Origin of the sequence: Legionella tunisiensis (genome assembly GCF_000308315.1) — a bacterium.
GTDB lineage: Bacteria > Pseudomonadota > Gammaproteobacteria > Legionellales > Legionellaceae > Tatlockia > Tatlockia tunisiensis.
Genome location: NZ_CALJ01000224.1, coordinates 1 through 18,938 on the forward strand (window position 1 = coordinate 1; position 18,938 = coordinate 18,938).

The window sequence follows — 18,938 nt, forward strand, 5'->3', positions numbered from 1 at the left end:
GCATGAATCCCTCACTAAAATAGTCCTCATTCGCGTGGGTGATTAAGCATAAACTCCTTAAGCTAACTCCATGATTCAACACAGTTCATTATGATTATTATATACTGCTCCTGTGCTTTTTGCCTGTAAGGCTTAACCCAAAGAAGGAATTTTTAATGGCCTCCACTCACTTTGACACTCGTGCAATTCATGCAGGACAAGAACCAGATCCAAGCACTGGGGCTGTAATGACTCCCATATATGCAACGTCGACTTATCGCCAAAGTGCACCTGGTATTCATCAGGGTTATGAATACTCACGAACCCACAATCCAACCCGAACAGCGTATGAAAGTTGTGTAGCCAGTCTTGAATCGGGTCAACGTGGTTTTGCTTTTGCCTCAGGCATGGCAGCCATCAATACCGTCATCGATTTACTGAATGCAGGCGATCATGTTATTGCAACCGATGATCTTTATGGCGGGACTTTCAGGCTCTTTGATAAGGTTAAAACACGCACTTCTGGTTTATCTTTTTCCTTTGTCGATATGTCGGAGCTCAAAAACATTGAGGAAGCAATTCGTCCAGAAACCCGGATGATTTGGCTTGAAACCCCTTCAAATCCTATGCTGAAGCTGGCTAATATTCGCGAAATTGCAAAATGGGGTAAACGACGCAATCTAATTACAGTCGCTGACAATACTTTTGCTACACCTTGGATACAACGCCCAATTGAACTTGGTTTTGACATTGTTTTGCATTCAGCTACCAAATATTTGAATGGTCACTCCGATGTAATCAGCGGTGTTGTGGTTGTAGGAAATACGCCTGAACTCGCCGATAAAATAGCTTTTTTACAAAATTCCTGTGGCGCCGTAGCCGGACCCTTTGACAGCTTTTTAGTATTGCGTAGCCTCAAGACGCTCTCTTTACGTATGCAAAGACATTGTGAAAATGCTCTTGCCCTAGCTAACTGGCTAGAAAAAAATCCTAAAATCTCCAAGGTTATCTATCCTGGCCTAGTAAGTCACCCGCAGCATTTTTTAGCCAGAGAACAGATGCATGATTTTGGCGGGATGATTTCAATGGTTATTAATGGTGGTCTGGATACTGCCAAACGTTTTTTATCACGTTGTGAATTATTTACCCTTGCGGAAAGTCTGGGGGGAGTAGAAAGCTTGATTGAGTATCCTGCCATAATGACTCATGCTTCTGTACCAGCAGAAAAGCGTAGAGCATTAGGAATAGAAGATGGATTTATCAGACTTTCAGTTGGTATTGAACATATAGATGATTTGATCGCTGACTTAAATCACGCCCTGAGTTGATGTTTAACGGAGTGCATAATGAATTTTATTAAAAAATCAGTCAATCAATTACATGCCGTTTTTACCATTATTCTGTTAGTTTTTTCTACTATTGTCTGCTTTATACCCATTCTTTTCCTAGGATTATTAAAGCTACTACCTAATCTACGTTGGAAAACTTTCTGCACCAAGATTGTAGATCGAATCGCCATGATCTGGAGCTCTACTAACAATGCCTACATTAATTTCACCCAAAAAGTAAAATGGGAGGTGACTGGTTTAGATAATTTAAATCGTAAAAATTGGTATCTTGTGATCGCCAACCATCAAAGCTGGCTAGATATTGTTGTGCTGCAGCGCCTTTTTAATCGAAAAATACCCGTTTTAAAATTTTTTATTAAAGATCAACTTAAATGGATACCACTCTTGGGCTTCTCGTGGTGGGCAATGGGTTGTCCTTTTATGAAACGTTATTCAAAAGATTATCTGGCAAAAAGACCCCACAAAAAGGGTAAAGATATCCAGGCAACTCACAAAGCGATTAAATTATTCAAATATACACCAGCAACCATAATGAGCTTTGTCGAAGGCACACGCTTCACCCTACAGAAAACAAGCAACAAAAATCACCTTATCAGTATCTATTAAAACCTAAAGCCGGAGGTATTGGTTTTGTCATTAGTACTATGGGCCAACAATTTACTAGCATCTTGGATGTAACGATTATTTATTCTTCTAAGAATCATTCGCTGTGGGATTTTCTCTGCCGCAGAGTCAATGCAATCAAAGTACATATCCGCCAGTTGCCAATTCCCAAGCAATTTGCTAATCCCGGTTTAATTGATGACGAACAGACACAAACTGAATTTAGAAATTGGTTGAACGCTAGCTGGTTAGAAAAAGATAAACTAATCGCCAGTTTAAAATTTAAATAACCACTCGGATCAAATGGTTAGAAAATATTCATTCTAAAATTAGTGATAAAAGCTTAAATACCATGCCACAAAACGAGAAACTCCCTCACGAAAATCAATTTTGGGCAAATACCCAAGCTCATTTTGTAAACGGCAAGTATCAGCATGGGTTGATACAACATCACCATCCTGCATCGGTAAAAATTCTTTGATAGATTTTTTACCAGTTGCATCTTCAATTGCTTGAATATAATCCAATAAATTCACTGGAGTACCACATCCTATATTATATATTTTGTAGGGCGCATAACTACTCGCTGCATCAGGCTTTGCTGCTAACCAATTGGGATTTGCTGCTGCCGGTTTATCAATTGCTAATGATATACCAGTAATAATGTCATCAATATAGGTAAAATCTCGTTGCATCTGGCCGTGGTTATAAACCTTTATTGCCTTTCCAGCCAAAATATCGCGCGTGAAAGAAAGAAAGCCATATCCGGCCTGCCCCAAGGACCATAAACAGTAAAAAACGCAGGCCTGTTGTTGGCAGTTGATAGAGATGTGAATAAGAATGGGCTATCAGTCGTAAATAACTTCGTATAGCATACATTATACGAAGTTAATGATTGACCGCGTCACTCTCGCTGAAAGGCTGCGTAGTATTTGCACCATAAACAGAGCTTGTTGACGCATATACCAAATGCTCAATCTGGTAATGTCGGCAAGCTTCCACGATGTTAGTAAAACCGACTACATTTGACTGCACGTAAGCATGAGGATTGGTTAATGAATAACGAACCCCAGCTTGCGCGGCTAGATTAACAACCCGTTGAGGTTTATGGCTGGCAAAAATCTCTTTTACTCTTTGTGTATCGCTAATATCTGCATGATAAAATTGAAAATTAGCATAGGATTGTAATTGCTCTAGTCGAGCGTACTTTAGACGAACATCGTAATAATCGTTCAGATTATCTATAGCAATAACGGAATCACCACGTTCTAAACGAAGTTTAGCTAAATGAAAACCAATAAAGCCAGCAGCGCCTGTGATTAATAACCGCATTCTTAAATCCTTATTAAACAGCACTGGAGAAGTATAACCGCCCTGCCATTCCCTGCAAATCAGAATATTGTCGTTTTGACTGTTTATCCCTAGTTTTTACAGCAAAACCCCTCACAACTTTAATTTGATTAGGTATACTAACGGTCATTTCATTATCAGGGCACAAAAGATGAATTCACTACAAAGCATTATCGAGCTGGGCTTTGAGCAGCGACATGAGTTATCCCCTACGACCGTATCAAAAGAGATAATTACCGCAGTGGATGAAGTCATCGCGGAGCTTGATAGGGGAAATTATCGAGTTGCTGAAAAAATTGACGGTGAATGGGTTGTTCATCAATGGATTAAAAAAGCCGTTTTATTATCCTTTAAACTTTATCCCAATCAAATCATTGATGGCGGTTTTTGCCAATTTTATGACAAAGTCCCGCTTAAATTTACAGAGTATAGTGCTGCAGAATTCAACCAAGCCGGTGTACGTTTGGTTCCTCATGCCATGATCAGACGAGGCGCTTTTATAGGAAAAAATACGGTGCTGATGCCTTCTTACGTCAATATAGGCGCTTATATTGATGAAGGCGTTATGGTTGATACTTGGGCAACAGTAGGATCCTGTGCTCAAATTGGTAAAAATGTGCATCTTTCAGGAGGAGCAGGGATAGGTGGTGTTTTAGAACCCTTGCAAGCTAACCCTACTATTATTGAAGATAATTGTTTTATTGGTGCCCGTTCAGAGGTGGTAGAAGGGGTTATCGTTGAGCGAGATTCAGTTTTGTCGATGGGGGTTTTCTTAGGACAAAGCACCAAAATTTACAATCGCCTGACAGGCACAGTGAGTTATGGCCGTATACCAGCAGGCTCCGTTGTTGTTTCTGGCAGCATGCCTAGTGAAGATGGTACTCACAATCTCTACTGTGCTGTTATTGTCAAACAGGTTGATGAAAAAACTCGTGCTAAAGTGAGCATCAATGAGTTATTGCGGGATGTAAAATAATGAATGACATTCAAGCCCTACTTGCCAAACTTGTCAGTTTTGCATCAGTGACACCTTCTGACGCAGGTTGCCAAGACTACATGATTGATTTTTTCAAACAATATGGGTTTGAGTGTCAGCGTTTTGATAGTCCTCCAGTCGCTAATTTTTTGCTCGTCTAGGCGACCAGGCTCCACTACTTCTATTTGCCGGTCATACTGATGTCGTACCGGTTGGTGAGCAAAGTAAATGGGAAACAGCTCCCTTTATCCTGCAAGAAAAAATGGCCTGCTTTATGGTCGCGGTAGTGCTGATATGAAAGGTAGTCTTGCAGCGATGATGGTTATGGCTGCAGAATTTGTGCAAAAAAACCCTCATTTTACAGGCAGCCTCGGTTTTTTAATTACTAGTGGTGAAGAAGGAGATGATTTTGTTCACGGTACTCCTTATATTATGGCTGAATTGAAAAATTGGGTATTCATCCTGATTTCTGCGTTGTAGGTGAACCTTCCAGCAATAACCAAGTTGGCGATGTTATCAAAATTGGTCGCCGCGGTTCCCTTACTGGCAAATTGGTTCTTCAGGGTAAACAAGGGCATGTTGCTTACCCTCATTTGGCAATAAACCCCATCCATACCCTAAGTCCTGCCCTCGCCGAACTCACAGTTACTCACTGGGATGAAGGCAATCAGCACTTCCCCCCTACTTCCTTGCAAATCACTCATATTAAGGCTGGCGGCCAAGCGAATAATATTATTCCAGGTGACGTGGTGATGCATTTTAATTTTCGTTTTTCAACAGAACAAACTGCTGCCACATTAAAAGAATCTGTAAATGCTTGTTTTAAACGGCACGGACTTAATCCAACCATTGAGTGGCAATTAAATGGTGAACCTTTTTTAACTTCACAAGGCAAACTACTAGAAAGTAGCCTAAAAGCCATAAAAAAATTACTGATAGACAGCCTGAATTATCGACGAGTGGAGGTACCTCAGATGGCCGTTTTATTGCGCCTTATGGCGTGGAGGTAATTGAATTAGGCCCTGTCAATGCCACAATTCATCAAGTTAATGAATGTGTTTCTCTCGTGGATCTAGAAATACTTAAGAAGATTTATTATGCAATCTGCGAGCAGCTTTTAACTGTTAATAAGAATGAAGCTTAACTCCTATTTCCAGGCAAAGATTTACAAAAAGAATTAATATAGACTGATAAATTTACGTGGTTTTAAAGAATGCCTCCTTTCTCTAAGGAACCTAACTTTACCAAATATAAGGGATAAGACGATAAGGTACTTGCTTCATATAGGTTTCATACCCTTCCAACTCTTTTTGTAGTATTTGCTCTTCCAGATAGGCTCTATAAGCAAGCAAGGCAGATAATAAAAAGGAAAAATTAATCCACACCAGGAACCAAGCAATAAAGGCGTGCCAAAAAAGTAAAAAACCGCCCCTGTGTACATGGGATGACGTACATAAGCATAAGGACCGGTACTGATCACTACTTGCTTACGCTCGTTCTGAATTTTAACTACAGGTGATGCAAATGTGTTTTCACGAAATGTTAAATAATTAAAATACATGGAGATAGCAATACCTAACGCACCAATAATCTGGAACATAAATGGCACATAAGAATAGTGAAAACGTACCGCATCAAGCGCTATAAACGGCAACCAAATTATCATGAGACTAAAAAGAATAATCACCAAGATCTTATCCCACCACGGCTGATCTACTTGAATAATAAAGGAGAGGCGCTCTTTTAAAAGAGCCGGATCATGTTTAGCAAGCCAAATACCGATAATTAATCCTAATAAAATGTTTTCTATAATAAAAACCCATGCAGCCAACCATTGTAGGGTACCAGCTGGAACAAAAAGTAACAGTGCCATTGCAACTAGCCACAAAAAAATTTGTATTAGCAATTGCCTAAACACATTAGATTCCTTCAAAACGCGCAATATAAGTCAGTCCTGATAAGATAAATAATAATACAATTTAACGATTTTGAGGGCCAGAAAAGAGCCTTGGTGGTCAATACCACCAAGGAGCATAGAGACAGATTGAATTCATCACGGGTTTAGACTGAGCTCACTACATTAACTTGATCGGAGGTTGGCACAACGATTTCTTTTCTTGCTTAACCTTATCATCCACAACTTTAGCAACACAAGAATCTGACCAAACATTCAAGGCCGTCTCCAACATATCGATTAAGCTGTAGAATGGTAAAATAATCCCCATTAAAGTAATCGGCACATTCATACTTGCCAGCAAGCTGGCACTGAGGAAAAAGCACCCCATTGGTACACCGGCATTACCGATAGCGGCTATGGTTGCAATAACTACCCATAAAGCCATCATAGCGAAAGAAACTTCTATCCCATGATTTTGCATGAGATAAATGACAGTAGTAAAAATAAACGCTGCACAGCCGTTCATATTTAGACTCGTGCAAAGTGGTAATACAAAACGACTTACTTCAGGTTTAACATGCAAATTTTTCTCAGCAGTTTCCATTGTCACTGGCAAAGTACCCACGGACGATTTAGAAAAGAAAGCAACCGATAAGGCGGGCAACATTCCTCTAAATGCAGCAAAAGGTTTAATGCCCTGTGACTTTAACCACAAAGGTAGAATCACAAAACCTTGAACCAAATTGGCAAGAACTATAATCAACAAGTATTCACCAATCCCTTTAATTGCCATACCATCTCGTAATTGCACGACAGTCGTAGTAATGAAACCATAAAGACCTAAAGGAATAAGAGTAATTACCCAATTGGTTATTACCATAAATAATCCATGTGCACCACGGAAAAACTGTGTAATCGTTTGTCTGGCTTCAGGCTCGGGAATAAACCGAATTGCTATACCAATCACAATCCCGATTAATAAAACACCCATCACCTGGTGTTCTAGGAATGGTGAAAATATAGTCGAAGGAATCAGATTGGCAATGTGCTAGGAAATAGCCAAAGTTGATTAGCTGTTTGCGGCTCGCTAACAACCTGTTTAATGGCACCAACCATGCCAGGCTGAATTAACAGATACAGCAAGCAACTTACTGCTGCAGCAATGAGCGTGGTACCTAAGGTATAGCACATTGCACGCCGCCAAATCGTGCGCATAACACCATCAGCACGATAATTTGACAAAGTGACAATAATGGACAAAGAAATAATTGGCAAACTGATGCATTTAAAGATTTTTATAAATACATCAGCAATAAACAAGCCGAAGGTTTTTAACAAATAAATGTCGGAATATCCACTGACAATACCAAGAAGAATCATGACAGTGTATAAAAAAGGGGTACTAAGCCATCTTTTTTCTGAGAATGTTGCGCGCACATGAAAAATACCTTATAAAATAATTAATTAAAGATTGACTAACTTAAAAAGGGGATTAGCAACAACAACAGCAAGGCAGGATTGCAGAAGAGAAGCAGAACGAGGTAATAGTCGGATAAGATAAGTTAGAGTCTTTCATAATCACCAACAAATGTATTTTTTATGAACAATGAGAGCATATTTTAACACAGCCTACTGCCAAGTCAAGCACATTGTACAGCAGATGTCTTCTCTAAGGCCAACTGCAACCGCTTTAAACGAGAGATCCGTTGATAAGCTTGGTCTATGCGATCCCGTTCTATAGCATTTAAGAGTACTAACTGCTCAATTCTATCAATAACTTCAGTCGCAGTAATTTCTCCTAGCTGATTGGCAAAAATTATCATATCGGCCCCAGCATTAATAGTTAAACGCAAAGCGTCATCCACAGAATAATGTTTACTAATCGCATGCATTTGTAAATCATCACTGATTATGACACCATCGAATCCCAATTCTTGGCGAAGCAACCCAGTTAGAATAGCTTGCGACAAGGTGGCGGGTAACCCGCTAGCATCCAACTGACGATTGATCACATGCGCTGTCATCACCATAATTGGTAAAGAAGTGTTTTCTCTTAATAATAAACGGTAAGGCTCGAGCTCACTCTTCTGAAAAGTTGCAGTTACGTCAACAAAACCATGATGAGTATCACCAACGGCACTGCCATGACCTGGAAAGTGTTTATAACAGCAACTAATACCCTGTTTAGAAAACACGTCTACAAATTGTCTGGCAATATGTGCGACTCGCTTTGGATCAACAGAAAAACTACGCCCTAATTTACCAATAATACCTTGATTTTCATTCAAATTGAGATCAACGACAGGGGCAAAATTTAGATTAAATCCCAGGTTTTTTAAGGTTTCAGCCATTTTTCTAGCTTCAATTTGCAACAAATCATCAGATAACTGCGCCATTTCATGAGAACTCATTGTCGCCATACAATCTTTAATATGACGCAATCTATCGACAGCCCCCCCTTCGTAATCCAGCGCAATAAAGAGAGGTAGCCCTTCTTTCCCTGCAGATTTATTGGCGTAATGAGTCAGTTGCTGAGTTAATCGTTTGATTTGTGCGATATCCAGTAAATTTTTGCCGGGTTGTTGTTTGGTTAAGTCAAAGTCAAACAACAATACCCCACCTAAACCGTCCGTGCTTAACCATTCTTTAACAGGACTCAGATCATCAATTACTGTCCCTGAAAAACCCATAATAAGCATTTGCCCGATTTGATGTCTTAAAGTCACCAAGTTACGCCCCTAGTTATTTTTATCTCCATCGAATAGAGCATGATACACAAAGGGCGGTGCTTGTGCCAATAGACCTCTATCCAAACTCTACTCAGGAGGCAAATTGCTTCGTCGATGCGGTGCTCGAATCCTCATATACTGTGGGGTATGCACTCCAGTTCTCCGCTCTATGTCTCCTTGCGATTCACTCTTCTCAACAAGTTTGAAAAGAGGTCTAATAAAAGAAAACCAGGCGTGAATTTAACTGGCCGGCTGCGGTTTCACCGGAGGAATATTACTAAAATCACATTTGCAACTCCCCGTCGCATTAGGAGGAAACGGAACAGCAGCAAAAGCAGCCGGATAACAAACGGGGATATCCCAGGCGGTATCGCCAGGTTGCGGCGTTGCAGGCAAAGACCAGTAACGAATAGCGGTATAAACCTTCCCTACTTCGCTCTGCCAAAATGCCGGTTGAAAGGTTGCCTGATAAATTAATTTCTGGCCTGGCTGGCAGGTAAAAGGTTGTCTCGCCCATGACTGTCCCTTAGGAACCTCAACTGTTGTAAGAGGCTGATTGGTACTTGCATCCATCACTATTACCTTGACATCATAGTCGATCCAACAACTATCTTTGGCCAAAGTAAGAAAGCAAGGAAAAGCCAAGCTTTGAGCTGAAAACCCCACTCCGCAAAGCGCCATAAGCAAACGACTAGCCATATTTTTCTCTTTTATAACCAGCAATCCTTATCCTAATTATAAACATTTATTTGTATTTTGCCTGCTCAAACTACTGCAGCTAACCTCAAATGTTGGGAGGTACAGTAAAGTAGGGAGCACGCTCTTGAGACTCTTTAGTTTGTTGAGCGTCTAGTCCACCAGTCCTTATTATCTCAGTCCCCTCTTTTTGCTCTTCGGCTGAACACCTTCTAGCGTAGTAAAAAGCAACCCTGAAATTTATTCCCTCTCACTTCTTTTGGCAGTTGTGGATATAGTCCATCAACACTGCTTAATAACATCATCATTCCTGGACCATCCAGTTTGGCTTCGGGTATGGTTATATCAGTATATTTTTGTAATGGGTTAATTTGTTGATCATTTTTGATTTTGATATCCGTCTCAAAAAAATCTAATACGGGACTTACCGTGGTTGCATTTGGTTTGATGGTTTTCAAATAATTAGCCATACAGGTATCCCCATCAGTACTCACAAATACTTTAACATCAAAAAAGGCGCGTAAAGACTCATCAGCAAAGAGATAATTTCCTCTCACAATGACTATCCCCGATTGAGAAGAAATAGTCGTTTTTAAACGTACATAATCAATGGGGCTATTTTTGTTATATTCTGCTGGTATTAGCTTGGTAATCTCGTCATCCTTTTCATCATCTTTTGTTAATACTACAAACTCAGACTCATCGATGATCGTCACATCTACTTTCTCAGCAATCTTCTCAGCAAATTGCTGTGAAAATTTTTGGATTGACGAACCTATCGGCCCAGTAATTGCAAAAACGCGCATATTTAACCCTCAATGATTATTTTTTCCGCATTCTACTCGTAGTGAATTAAAAAATATAGTCATCATAGACTTTCTTGATTTCCTTAGTAGATGAGTATATTCTTTCGCGCTTGGAGAGATGGCCGAGCGGTTGAAGGCGCACGCCTGGAAAGTGTGTATACGGCAACGTATCGAGGGTTCGAATCCCTCTCTCTCCGCCAAATAAAACTAATTTTCCCCCTCATTCATCCGCGAACTCATTTTATGAATAACCGATTGATCGAATTTTTTAAGCACTCTGAGGATTATTTTTTCAGATCAATCAGCAAAGAATGCATTGATTTTGCTGGTCAGGCAGTCATTTATCTAGCTGCTGTGGAAGCAGAAAGCCTTAATCTCCTTATTTGTCAAGAAAACATCAGCGATAGTAAAACGGTTCTTACCGAATCTGCCAGAATTTTTACGACCCAAGAGTTACCCTGGACAATTGCTGTGTGTGAACAGTCGTTTGATGAGAATTTTCAAAATAACTTAGAAACAATCGGTTTTGAATATCGCGAAAAAGGGGTGGCCATGGTTGCCGAATTGCAACAAAAGCAAATATTGCCCCTTGTTTCACCTGTATTAATCAAAGCAGTCGATACAAATTTAACTGACTGGATGCTGCCTTTGGTAGACGCATTTGAATCAACTCTCGACATTTGCACTCAATACAAAGAAGCTCATGCAAGAGCCCTGCTTAATGGAACAAAATTTCAGCATTTCTGCCTCTATGAAAACAATAAACCAATCTCCGCTTTAACCTTATCAACAAATAAAAATCTTACCCGCATTGACGATGTGAGCACTTTGCCTGCTTACCAACGAAAAGGCTATGCCAGCTATCTAATCAGTTATGTTTTGGAACAAGCGAGACGTTTCGGCGCCAAATTTTGTTTTCTGGAAGCTTCTGAATCCGGCTTGTCTGTGTATGAAAAACTTGGCTTTCAAACCTTATTTAAAAGACAATATATGGGGAAAAAGAAGGTGTCTTAGCTGTATCAATTTGGAGTGGATAGCTATTGAACCTGTAATTCACTATGCTGTGTGCTGATCGCAATAGCTATCTCCTAGGTTAAAAACGATACTCGTGGCCATCCGCATCCGCTTGATCTGTGTTTTCCAGATCCACTATTGCTCCGTACCCGTGCTGTACATCCATTGTAGGTTCAGATCTTGTTGCATCAAGTACCACATTGGTTTCGTCTCGCTCTTCATGAGTTGGATTATACAATCTGGTATTTGCAACCTTAAAGAAAGTTTCTGCAGCAGAAAAAAATGAACTCGTTGCGACATAATCATTGCTTGCTGCACGCAAAGTATAGAGTAGTGAAGCGGTGATGGAAGGGGCTTCTCCTATTGCATCATAAATAATTTTTTTCGTGTTATCATCACAGGTTTGAGCGATTCTTTCAAAATCACTTGCGGCTTGTATACGCTCTGCTGTTAACTTACTTGAATCATGCATTTTTCTATGCAACATTATCAGCCTGTCATATATATCGGTTCGCACTTACATCTCCTACTTAGAAATTAAAAATATGTTGCTCATTTTGTTTGAAAAAATTACAAAAAATACTATCGCCTGTTCTAAAACAAGTCAAACAAATTAATTTCCTTTATCTTTTCCATTTTGGAATGACAACCTCATCAGATAAAAGCGCCAAAATTAATATGCAACAGCAACAGGACTGGATTCACATCATTTGAACAGGAAACATCGGATCCTCGGCAATGCATTCCCCTGTCTTTGCTTCTAACTGACCATTACCACACATTACTGCGATGTCTACTAAGGAGTCAGCCTTTAACTTCAGCATCTGCTTTCTTTCTTTTTGAGATTTTTGATTGGGTAAAGCGAAAAAAGTTTGTCCTCTTTGCCTTTGACCTAATAGTCTGGCAATCTCACGATTTTTATAAAATCCGCAGCCTCCTGCCCAGAGCTTCCCGCTGCTAAAATAGCCTCCAGATTATGTTCGATATCCCAATCCGCTTGTCTAAAAATACGCAATACTGTTGCGAGCCAGGAGCCCATTGTAACTACCTCAACATACTCAAAAATCTTGGTTAAGTGAGCTTGCGTTAACTGCTTGGCCAACTTTAACTCTGTAAGAACGCTGTTTAACTCACCAAGATTTGAACCAAATCTCAAGATCGCCGCTACATTAGTCTGTAACATTAATTTAAGATCCGTTTTTTCTAACGTTTCTAAAATATTTTTCAGCATCAAAAGGTTTTCTTTATGGGGCAAGTGACTAATATTTTCTTCTTTGTTAAGGCCATGCCTGGCTAGTAAAATCAAAACATCGGTAAGACAACTTGATGAGTCACATTGAATAAGCCTAGTTAGAATCGTTGGATTTAGTAATTTTTCACTGAGCACCCTCGTGATATCAATTAGTTTTTCCGGTAATTCTGCAATATTAATTTTATCTATCACTTCATCCAGCGTTGGTTCTGCAGGGGATATGCCTTGATGAACTAACACTATAAATCGTGCCAAACTCACAGTATCAGCCGGATGTTTCTCAAGATAAGCAAGATTTTTACCATTCAATTGGCCTTCTTTCTCCAGGTATTCTAGAGCTTCTTTTCCACCTAAAGATTGGAGTAAGTCTGTAAACGCCAAGCTACTTTGTGATTCATTAAATGTTTTTTACCTAGAGCAATGGTAACCACTTTTAAATGTTCTTCCGGTGATAAACTCCTATCTTGACCATCTCCCTTACGGGCAGTATAAAAATCCCGCAAGTCTTTAATATGTGGTTCTTCTTTCAGATAAGTGCGGAAAGGTCCTTTATGCTCATCATATTTTTCAAGGCAAAGCTTAATGATTGAAATTTTCATCGTTTCTCCCATCCCTGTTGATTAGACAATGCCCTAACAATCCATTCGTACTAATAGGGTCTTTTGACTCAAGCCAGTGAAATGTAGCAGCCCCTAATGAAAATAACGATTGCATTTACAACAGTCAACGCTGAATCTTTTTCTTAAGCCTGGCGAGGCAATAGGGAATAAAAAATTGTCGCCAATTGTCTAAAATAGGCTGTATCAAGACCATCTTCTAAATTCCATATCCAAGAAAGAATGGTTTGTACAAAACACCATTTGTATATCCGCTGTCTATCCAATTCAAGCAAGACAGCCATCCTCTCGACACGATTCTGTAAAATAGCTAATGCTCTTTCTGAGTCAAGTAACTCTGGCATTGGATTGCGAATAAAGGTAGTCACTTCATAGGTTTGTTCACCCAAAACACCTTTTGGATCAATAAGTAACCAATCCTCTCCATGAGCAAGGATATTGTCATGATGGAAATCCCCATGAAGCAATCTGGTTTCATTCCTGGTCTTAAGGAGAGATTCTTTTTGTTCACGAGCCTGCTTTAGATAAATAGCAGGAATGTCCCACTCTTTATCCAAGGCTGCAAGCCACTCGTCTATTGAAGGGAAAATACCCTCTTTTGGGTATGGAGCCTGATGTAATTTTTTGATGGCCTTACAAGCAATTTTAATAGCATCCTCTTCCCTCTTCGGCCAGTAATTTTTTAATGAATTGCCTGGAACAGCACATTCAAGCAGCAAAGCATCATCCATTTGATCTAACAAAGCAACAACACCAAACTCTGCAAAAGCCTGCAACGCTTTCGCTTCTTTATTTAAGTTTGTATCATCTGGGTTTAGTTTTAATACAACTGCCTTTTCATTTTGCAGACCAGTAAGCACATAATTGTAAGAATGATTCCCTAGTGATTTTAGCCCGCTAATCTGCCAAAATTCTGCCCTACTTTCTATTATTTCAGGTAGATTATCAAGCCACTGCTTTCCCCGCGCCCCATACAAGCTAAGGATGTTCTGTACAAATAGTTTGTCCATCTCGCTTCTCAATAAGCCTATTTTTCCATTTTCAGATCTGTTACTATGCAAAACTTATAAAGTTTATGCAACAGGACTCTCAATAACATGAATATTATTTCTCAATAAATTTTAAATGCCCAGACGTAGTTTTCTGGATTTTCTTTAAATATTGAGAGCAATATCATGCATAAACCCCTTTGTATTGACAGTCTTACCCTGTCCTTCCCTCAAAAAATCTGTTTTCAAGATTTCAGCACCAACATACACCATGGTTCACGTATTGCTATTATGGGCAGAAATGGTAGTGGCAAATCTTCTTTACTCAATCTGCTGTCAGGTGCAATAGAATCTTATGAAGGAGAAATAAGACGTCCTAATGATCTGGTTTTAGCCTATGTACCTCAAATTATTAATGGCTACAATCACCTAAGCGGCGGCCAAGCTTTCAATTGTGCGCTGACTAAGGCATTAAGCCGTTCCCCCAACCTGCTTTTACTGGATGAACCAACGAATCATCTGGATAAAGCCAATCGACGAGCCCTTTTTAAATTACTGGATACTTATCGAGAAACGTTGATCATTGTTTCACATGATCCGCAATTACTTCGACAAACTGTCAATACCTTGTGGCATATAGATAATGATCGAATTCATATTTTCTCAGGTAACTATGATGATTATTGCCATGAATTGACCATTCAACATCAAGCCATTTCGCAGGCTATTTCACAACTTGCGATAAGACAAAGAAAGACACATCAAAAGCTGATGAAGGAACAAGAACGCGCTAAAAAACGTAAAATTTATGGTGAAAATAAGTATGATGGCGATAAATTAGCCTTGCGCAGTGCTCAGGGGCACGGGCAGGCTACTGCCAATAAGAATAAAAAAGGCATTGCTGCCGAAAAAAGCCTTACTTAATCAGCTCGCCGAACTAAAACACCCAGAAGTTATTAAACCGCAATTCACGCTTCAAGCAGGCCAAGTCAATTCACGCATTTTATTATCAATTCGAGACGGTACCGTAGGGTATGATAAACCAATTATTCAGGCGATTAATTTTTCATTACAAGGCAATGAACGAATTGCTATAGCAGGAGCCAATGGCAGCGGCAAAACAACCTTCATTAAAGCCATTCTAAATCAGGCCAACCTGAGGAAATCAGGCGATTGGCATACACCAAGACTGGAAGATATAGGCTACCTTGATCAACATTATGCCACCCTCTCTAGTCACGACAGTGCTTTCACAACGATTCAAGCACTAATGTTAAATAGGACTACACAAGAAATCAGAGAGCACTTAAATCGTTTTCTGTTTCGTAAGAATGAAGAAATCAATACACTGGTTTGCGATTTATCAGGTGGTGAGAAAGCAAGATTATGCTTGGCTCAAATTGCAGCCTACTCTCCCAAGCTTCTTATTTTGGATGAGTTATGTAATAACCTTGATTTAGAAACAAGAGGACATATCATACAGATATTAAAAGAATTTCCAGCAGCAATTCTAGCTATCTCCCATGATGAGGATTTTTTGGAAGCTATACAGATAGATAATTTTTATCAGATTGAAAAAGGGCAGTATATTGCAACTATAAATAGCTTATAAGGAGAAATGGAGAATGACTAAAGGTATTCAAGCTAGTGATATCATTCCTGATGGTGCTGATTTTGCCCAAATGAATGGGGTGCAAGTAAGAAAAGGTAGTGTTGCTGCTTTTTTAGCTAACATCAATTTACTGGAAAACGCCCAGACAGCCAAAGAGAAAGAGGAAGCTTTGCACGCTCTTCAAGAACTAGCGCCGACAATTATCACCATTGGCTTGCATAATCACGTTATATTCAAAAATAAACAAGTAGAAGAAATCCTGCTACGGGCAAAAAATTTATTGGAACAGCATAATTTCATACTCTCTAGCGTAGATACTGTCTTGAAAAGCAAGTTTAAATAATCTCAGACAAAGGCTTTAAAAAACTGCATTCGTTTTGCGTTGTGGTAAATTAATGAGCTCTTGTTTGTTAATCCTGTTACTTTCTATGTTCTTTCTCCAACGTAGATCGGGCGTCTGGCCCAACCTACGTATAAGAACACGAGTAAAAGACATGACTGTTCCTACCCGTGCTACACTACAGAAACTACCTTTTTCAACATAAAGACACGTTCTAATTTGTCAGCCCTACGCCACGTTCTCTTTTGTAACACGCTGTTGCCATTGCTTATGCGACAAACGATATAAAACATGCCGCGACAGAGGATGATTAAGTGCTAAATTCGGATGAACAAAATCATCCTCTAGATGATGAATAAGCCCTATTTTTTCCATGACCCGTCGTGAGCGCTGATTGTGCACCGTAGTAAAAGAAACTATCTCTTCTAATTTGAAATAACTAAAACCATAAGCTAAAACAGCGTTTGCTCCTTCAGTTGCTAATCCTTGTCCCCAATAAGGTTGGGCGAGACGCCAACCAATTTCTACGCAGGGAGTAAAATGCGCGGAAAAAGTAGGGACACTTAAACCGATAAAACCTATAAAAGCGTTTGTTTCTTTCAGTTCCGCAGCCCATAAACCAAACCCATGCAGCCGGATATGCGCTTTAATGCGCTCAACCAGTGTCACTGTTTCTTGTGCCGCTAACGGATTAGGAAAATACCTCATCACTTCTTTGTCTGCATTCATTTGTGCAAAAGGCAACAGATCAGATTCTTGCCAAGTTCTTAAAAAGATTCGTTCGGTTGATAATATTTGCATTGCTTGCTTGCTCGCTCGCTCATGATTAGGAGGAATAAATCAAAAATATAGGCTCATTTTGTAGTGACAATCGCACAGCAAAACGCCAAAAAATCTAACAAGTAGGCTTGATTTATTCGCTAATTAATTATCAAATAAATTATGCTAAAAATAAATCTTGCCTTCTCAGCTTTTTTCTTATAAAAATCTCTTTTTATTATTATGTTCCATAGAAATTTATGGACAAAATAGAAAATTATTGTACAATTTTCCAGCCAATTAACGGCTTCCTTTTTTGAGAGACTATACAGCGAGTGATTAATCATAAAGACAATCATGCAGCCCCAATCAATGATGGTGGTTATAGACGCGGTTTAAAAGATCGTCATGTGCAACTCATAGCCTTAGGTGGAATTATTGGGTCTGGCTATTTTTTGGGCACTGGCGAGGTCGTTAATCTGGTTGGCCCCTCTGTATTTCTCGCGTACATGTTAGGCGGTTTGATCATTTATCTCACTATGCTATGTATGGGAGAATTGGCTGTTGCTATTCCCATCTCCGGTTCTTTTATTACCTATACCGCTGATTTCATCTCTCCTACCATCGCCTGTGGCGTAGGATGGTCTTATTGGATTAGTTGGGTCGCTTATATTCCTGCCGAATGTATCGCAGGTGGCATTATTATGCAGCATTTTACGGGTATAAACGGGTATCTCTGGGCGGTCTGTTTTGGCTTATTAATTACCTATATCAATATCGCCAAAGTAGGTACCTTTGGTGAAATTGAATTTTGGTTGGCCTTAATTAAAATCCTGGCCCTGATGGGCTTTGTTATACTCGCCATTCTCATTTTCTTAGGCGCTATTCATGGTCCTCAACCCGCTGGTATTATTGGTGCAAAGTTCATTTTTGACCAAGGAGGACTCTTTCCTAATGGCAAGATGGCCTTATTAACAGCCATGGTTTTATTATTAGTCAACTACCAAGGGTCAGAAATTATCGGGCTGGCCGCCGGTGAATCGATTAACCCGGCTCGCATGATTCCCCGCGCTATTCGAAACGTCACGTTTCGAATTCTTTTCATTTACATTATCCCAGTCTTTTGTTTGGTATTAATTTTCCCTTGGCAAAAAGCCGGACTTGCCAATTCTGTTTTTGCTGATGCCCTGAATTTCTATGGATTGAATTGGGCAGGTGCAGTCACCAGTTTTGTAACATTGACAGCAACACTCTCCTGCTCCAACTCCGGGGTCTATGGAATAGTCCGCTCCCTAAACGCACTGGCGCGCAATGGTATGGCCCCCCATAAATTGAGCTTACTTAATCGTAATGCAGTACCACAAAATGCGGGTATCGTTACTTTGATTGCCATCTGGCTGCTACTTGCTGCTGGTTATTTCTTTGGTCAATCCATGCTTTACATTGCTCTATTGCTTGTTTCAGGCTTTACTGGTGCCATTGCTTGGATATCGCTCTGCTGGGCCCAAATTAACTTCCGTAAACGTTTATACCAAGCAGGTTATACCACAAACGATTTAAGTTATAGGACCCCAGGCTCACCTTACACAGGTATGATCGCTATTATATTGATGGTCGGCTGTTTGATTTTCTTATTATTAAATAAAGATCCGACCTATAAAATCGCTTTTGCCATGGGCTTTATCAGCTTTGTCGGACCTGTTTTAGTCTATACAATCGGTGGTTTTTCTAAACGCCATCACATTGCTATGGAAATCAATAAACATCTGCAATTTAAGGATATTTTCCCTGATCGTAAAGAAAAAACAGAGTAAATTGTAATCCGGGTAAAACCCGGGGTTACACTAAAATCCACGGTAGAGTCTCGAAAAAAAGCTATTGAACCTGATAGACTTTTCCAGTCTGTAATCCCTCGACACTTTTGCTATAAGCAAGTGCTACCCGGGCAGCACTGACGGGCATATATCCCC

Annotated in this window: 21 protein-coding genes, 1 tRNA gene and 2 pseudogenes; 11 read left to right on the forward strand and 13 right to left on the reverse strand. The window is 39.8% G+C overall.

What is annotated here, in order from left to right; genetic code table 11:
* Window positions 1-155 precede the first annotated feature (155 nt).
* From BN58_RS13345 to BN58_RS34460, 3 genes are read left to right on the forward strand one after another with little or no spacing between them, the layout of a single operon-like run.
* Window positions 156-1,307: a trans-sulfuration enzyme family protein gene (locus BN58_RS13345; protein ID WP_019217263.1), complete on the forward strand. Its 1,152-nt coding sequence runs from the start codon at window positions 156-158 to the stop codon at window positions 1,305-1,307.
* Between the two features lie 18 nt (window positions 1,308-1,325).
* Complete coding sequence (locus BN58_RS25370) at window positions 1,326-1,934, forward strand: acetyltransferase (protein ID WP_232220618.1); 609 nt, start codon at window positions 1,326-1,328, stop codon at window positions 1,932-1,934.
* 38 nt (window positions 1,935-1,972) lie between these two features.
* Window positions 1,973-2,221, forward strand: a complete 249-nt coding sequence (locus BN58_RS34460) for an acyltransferase (RefSeq protein ID WP_019217264.1) — start codon at window positions 1,973-1,975, stop codon at window positions 2,219-2,221.
* Window positions 2,222-2,260: 39 nt separating this feature from the next.
* Here BN58_RS34460 and BN58_RS34465 read toward each other — a convergent pair whose 3' ends face one another.
* Together BN58_RS34465 and BN58_RS34470 are read right to left on the reverse strand one after the other, a co-directional pair.
* A complete protein-coding gene (locus tag BN58_RS34465) occupies window positions 2,261-2,710 on the reverse strand; it encodes an NAD-dependent epimerase/dehydratase family protein (RefSeq protein WP_232220619.1) in 450 nt (149 codons plus the stop codon).
* A gap of 109 nt (window positions 2,711-2,819) precedes the next feature.
* Window positions 2,820-3,263, reverse strand: a complete 444-nt coding sequence (locus tag BN58_RS34470; protein ID WP_019217265.1) for a GDP-mannose 4,6-dehydratase — start codon at window positions 3,261-3,263, stop codon at window positions 2,820-2,822.
* Between the two features lie 169 nt (window positions 3,264-3,432).
* Here BN58_RS34470 and dapD point away from each other — a divergent pair, with 169 nt between their 5' ends.
* The gene (dapD, locus tag BN58_RS13360) at window positions 3,433-4,257 is read left to right on the forward strand and encodes a 2,3,4,5-tetrahydropyridine-2,6-dicarboxylate N-succinyltransferase (protein WP_019217266.1); all 825 of its coding nucleotides are present in this window, start codon (window positions 3,433-3,435) and stop codon (window positions 4,255-4,257) included.
* Window positions 4,257-5,401, forward strand: a pseudogene (dapE, locus tag BN58_RS37085) (succinyl-diaminopimelate desuccinylase). Before dapD ends, dapE begins: the two are co-directional and overlap by 1 nt.
* Before the next feature lie 135 nt (window positions 5,402-5,536).
* Here the strand turns inward: dapE and BN58_RS25385 are convergent.
* The 5 genes and pseudogenes from BN58_RS25385 to BN58_RS13390 all read right to left on the reverse strand — a co-directional run bounded on the left by BN58_RS25385 (window position 5,537) and on the right by BN58_RS13390 (window position 10,385).
* Window positions 5,537-6,130 (reverse strand): methyltransferase family protein, encoded by a 594-nt coding sequence (locus BN58_RS25385; RefSeq protein ID WP_198009903.1) that lies wholly within the window; start codon window positions 6,128-6,130, stop codon window positions 5,537-5,539.
* 202 nt (window positions 6,131-6,332) lie between these two features.
* Window positions 6,333-7,593, reverse strand: a pseudogene (locus BN58_RS37885) (dicarboxylate/amino acid:cation symporter).
* Between the two features lie 201 nt (window positions 7,594-7,794).
* Window positions 7,795-8,883: a glycoside hydrolase family 3 protein gene (locus tag BN58_RS13380; protein WP_019217267.1), complete on the reverse strand. Its 1,089-nt coding sequence runs from the start codon at window positions 8,881-8,883 to the stop codon at window positions 7,795-7,797.
* Between the two features lie 240 nt (window positions 8,884-9,123).
* A complete protein-coding gene (locus BN58_RS13385; protein ID WP_019217268.1) occupies window positions 9,124-9,606 on the reverse strand; it encodes a hypothetical protein in 483 nt (160 codons plus the stop codon).
* A gap of 185 nt (window positions 9,607-9,791) precedes the next feature.
* Window positions 9,792-10,385: a nucleoside/nucleotide kinase family protein gene (locus BN58_RS13390; protein ID WP_019217269.1), complete on the reverse strand. Its 594-nt coding sequence runs from the start codon at window positions 10,383-10,385 to the stop codon at window positions 9,792-9,794.
* Between the two features lie 112 nt (window positions 10,386-10,497).
* Between BN58_RS13390 and BN58_RS13395 the strand changes: the two genes are divergently transcribed.
* Window positions 10,498-10,585: transfer RNA gene (locus tag BN58_RS13395), tRNA-Ser, on the forward strand.
* A 43-nt stretch (window positions 10,586-10,628) separates the two neighbouring features.
* Entirely contained in the window at window positions 10,629-11,399 is a 771-nt protein-coding gene (locus BN58_RS29965; protein WP_019217270.1) for a GNAT family N-acetyltransferase, read from the forward strand.
* Window positions 11,400-11,478: 79 nt separating this feature from the next.
* Here the strand turns inward: BN58_RS29965 and BN58_RS13405 are convergent, their stop codons facing one another.
* From BN58_RS13405 to BN58_RS13425, 5 genes are all read right to left on the reverse strand, one after another.
* The gene (locus tag BN58_RS13405) at window positions 11,479-11,916 is read right to left on the reverse strand and encodes a hypothetical protein (protein WP_156812522.1); all 438 of its coding nucleotides are present in this window, start codon (window positions 11,914-11,916) and stop codon (window positions 11,479-11,481) included.
* A gap of 184 nt (window positions 11,917-12,100) precedes the next feature.
* Entirely contained in the window at window positions 12,101-12,223 is a 123-nt protein-coding gene (locus BN58_RS36245; RefSeq protein ID WP_019217272.1) for a hypothetical protein, read from the reverse strand.
* A 68-nt stretch (window positions 12,224-12,291) separates the two neighbouring features.
* Window positions 12,292-13,032: a hypothetical protein gene (locus BN58_RS13415; protein WP_019217273.1), complete on the reverse strand. Its 741-nt coding sequence runs from the start codon at window positions 13,030-13,032 to the stop codon at window positions 12,292-12,294.
* Window positions 13,002-13,250, reverse strand: a complete 249-nt coding sequence (locus BN58_RS13420; RefSeq protein ID WP_026069473.1) for a hypothetical protein — start codon at window positions 13,248-13,250, stop codon at window positions 13,002-13,004. The genes BN58_RS13415 and BN58_RS13420 overlap by 31 nt, the downstream gene beginning before the upstream one ends.
* Before the next feature lie 143 nt (window positions 13,251-13,393).
* Entirely contained in the window at window positions 13,394-14,278 is an 885-nt protein-coding gene (locus tag BN58_RS13425; RefSeq protein WP_019217275.1) for an aminoglycoside phosphotransferase family protein, read from the reverse strand.
* A 165-nt stretch (window positions 14,279-14,443) separates the two neighbouring features.
* Between BN58_RS13425 and BN58_RS28700 the strand changes: the two genes are divergently transcribed.
* The 3 genes from BN58_RS28700 to BN58_RS25405 are packed head-to-tail and all read left to right on the forward strand — an operon-like array spanning window position 14,444 to window position 16,212.
* Window positions 14,444-15,181, forward strand: coding sequence for an ATP-binding cassette domain-containing protein (locus BN58_RS28700; RefSeq protein ID WP_051131916.1), 738 nt, complete (start codon window positions 14,444-14,446; stop codon window positions 15,179-15,181).
* A complete protein-coding gene (locus BN58_RS28705) occupies window positions 15,156-15,869 on the forward strand; it encodes an ATP-binding cassette domain-containing protein (protein WP_051131917.1) in 714 nt (237 codons plus the stop codon). Before BN58_RS28700 ends, BN58_RS28705 begins: the two co-directional genes overlap by 26 nt.
* A 13-nt stretch (window positions 15,870-15,882) precedes the next feature.
* Window positions 15,883-16,212: a hypothetical protein gene (locus BN58_RS25405; protein ID WP_019217276.1), complete on the forward strand. Its 330-nt coding sequence runs from the start codon at window positions 15,883-15,885 to the stop codon at window positions 16,210-16,212.
* Between the two features lie 225 nt (window positions 16,213-16,437).
* Here BN58_RS25405 and BN58_RS13440 read toward each other — a convergent pair whose 3' ends face one another.
* Complete coding sequence (locus tag BN58_RS13440; RefSeq protein WP_019217277.1) at window positions 16,438-17,010, reverse strand: GNAT family N-acetyltransferase; 573 nt, start codon at window positions 17,008-17,010, stop codon at window positions 16,438-16,440.
* Between the two features lie 293 nt (window positions 17,011-17,303).
* Here BN58_RS13440 and BN58_RS13450 point away from each other — a divergent pair, with 293 nt between their 5' ends.
* Window positions 17,304-18,782 carry an amino acid permease gene (locus BN58_RS13450; protein WP_019217279.1) on the forward strand — a complete coding sequence of 493 codons (1,479 nt, stop codon included), beginning with the start codon at window positions 17,304-17,306 and terminating at the stop codon, window positions 18,780-18,782.
* Window positions 18,783-18,938: the final 156 nt, after the last annotated feature.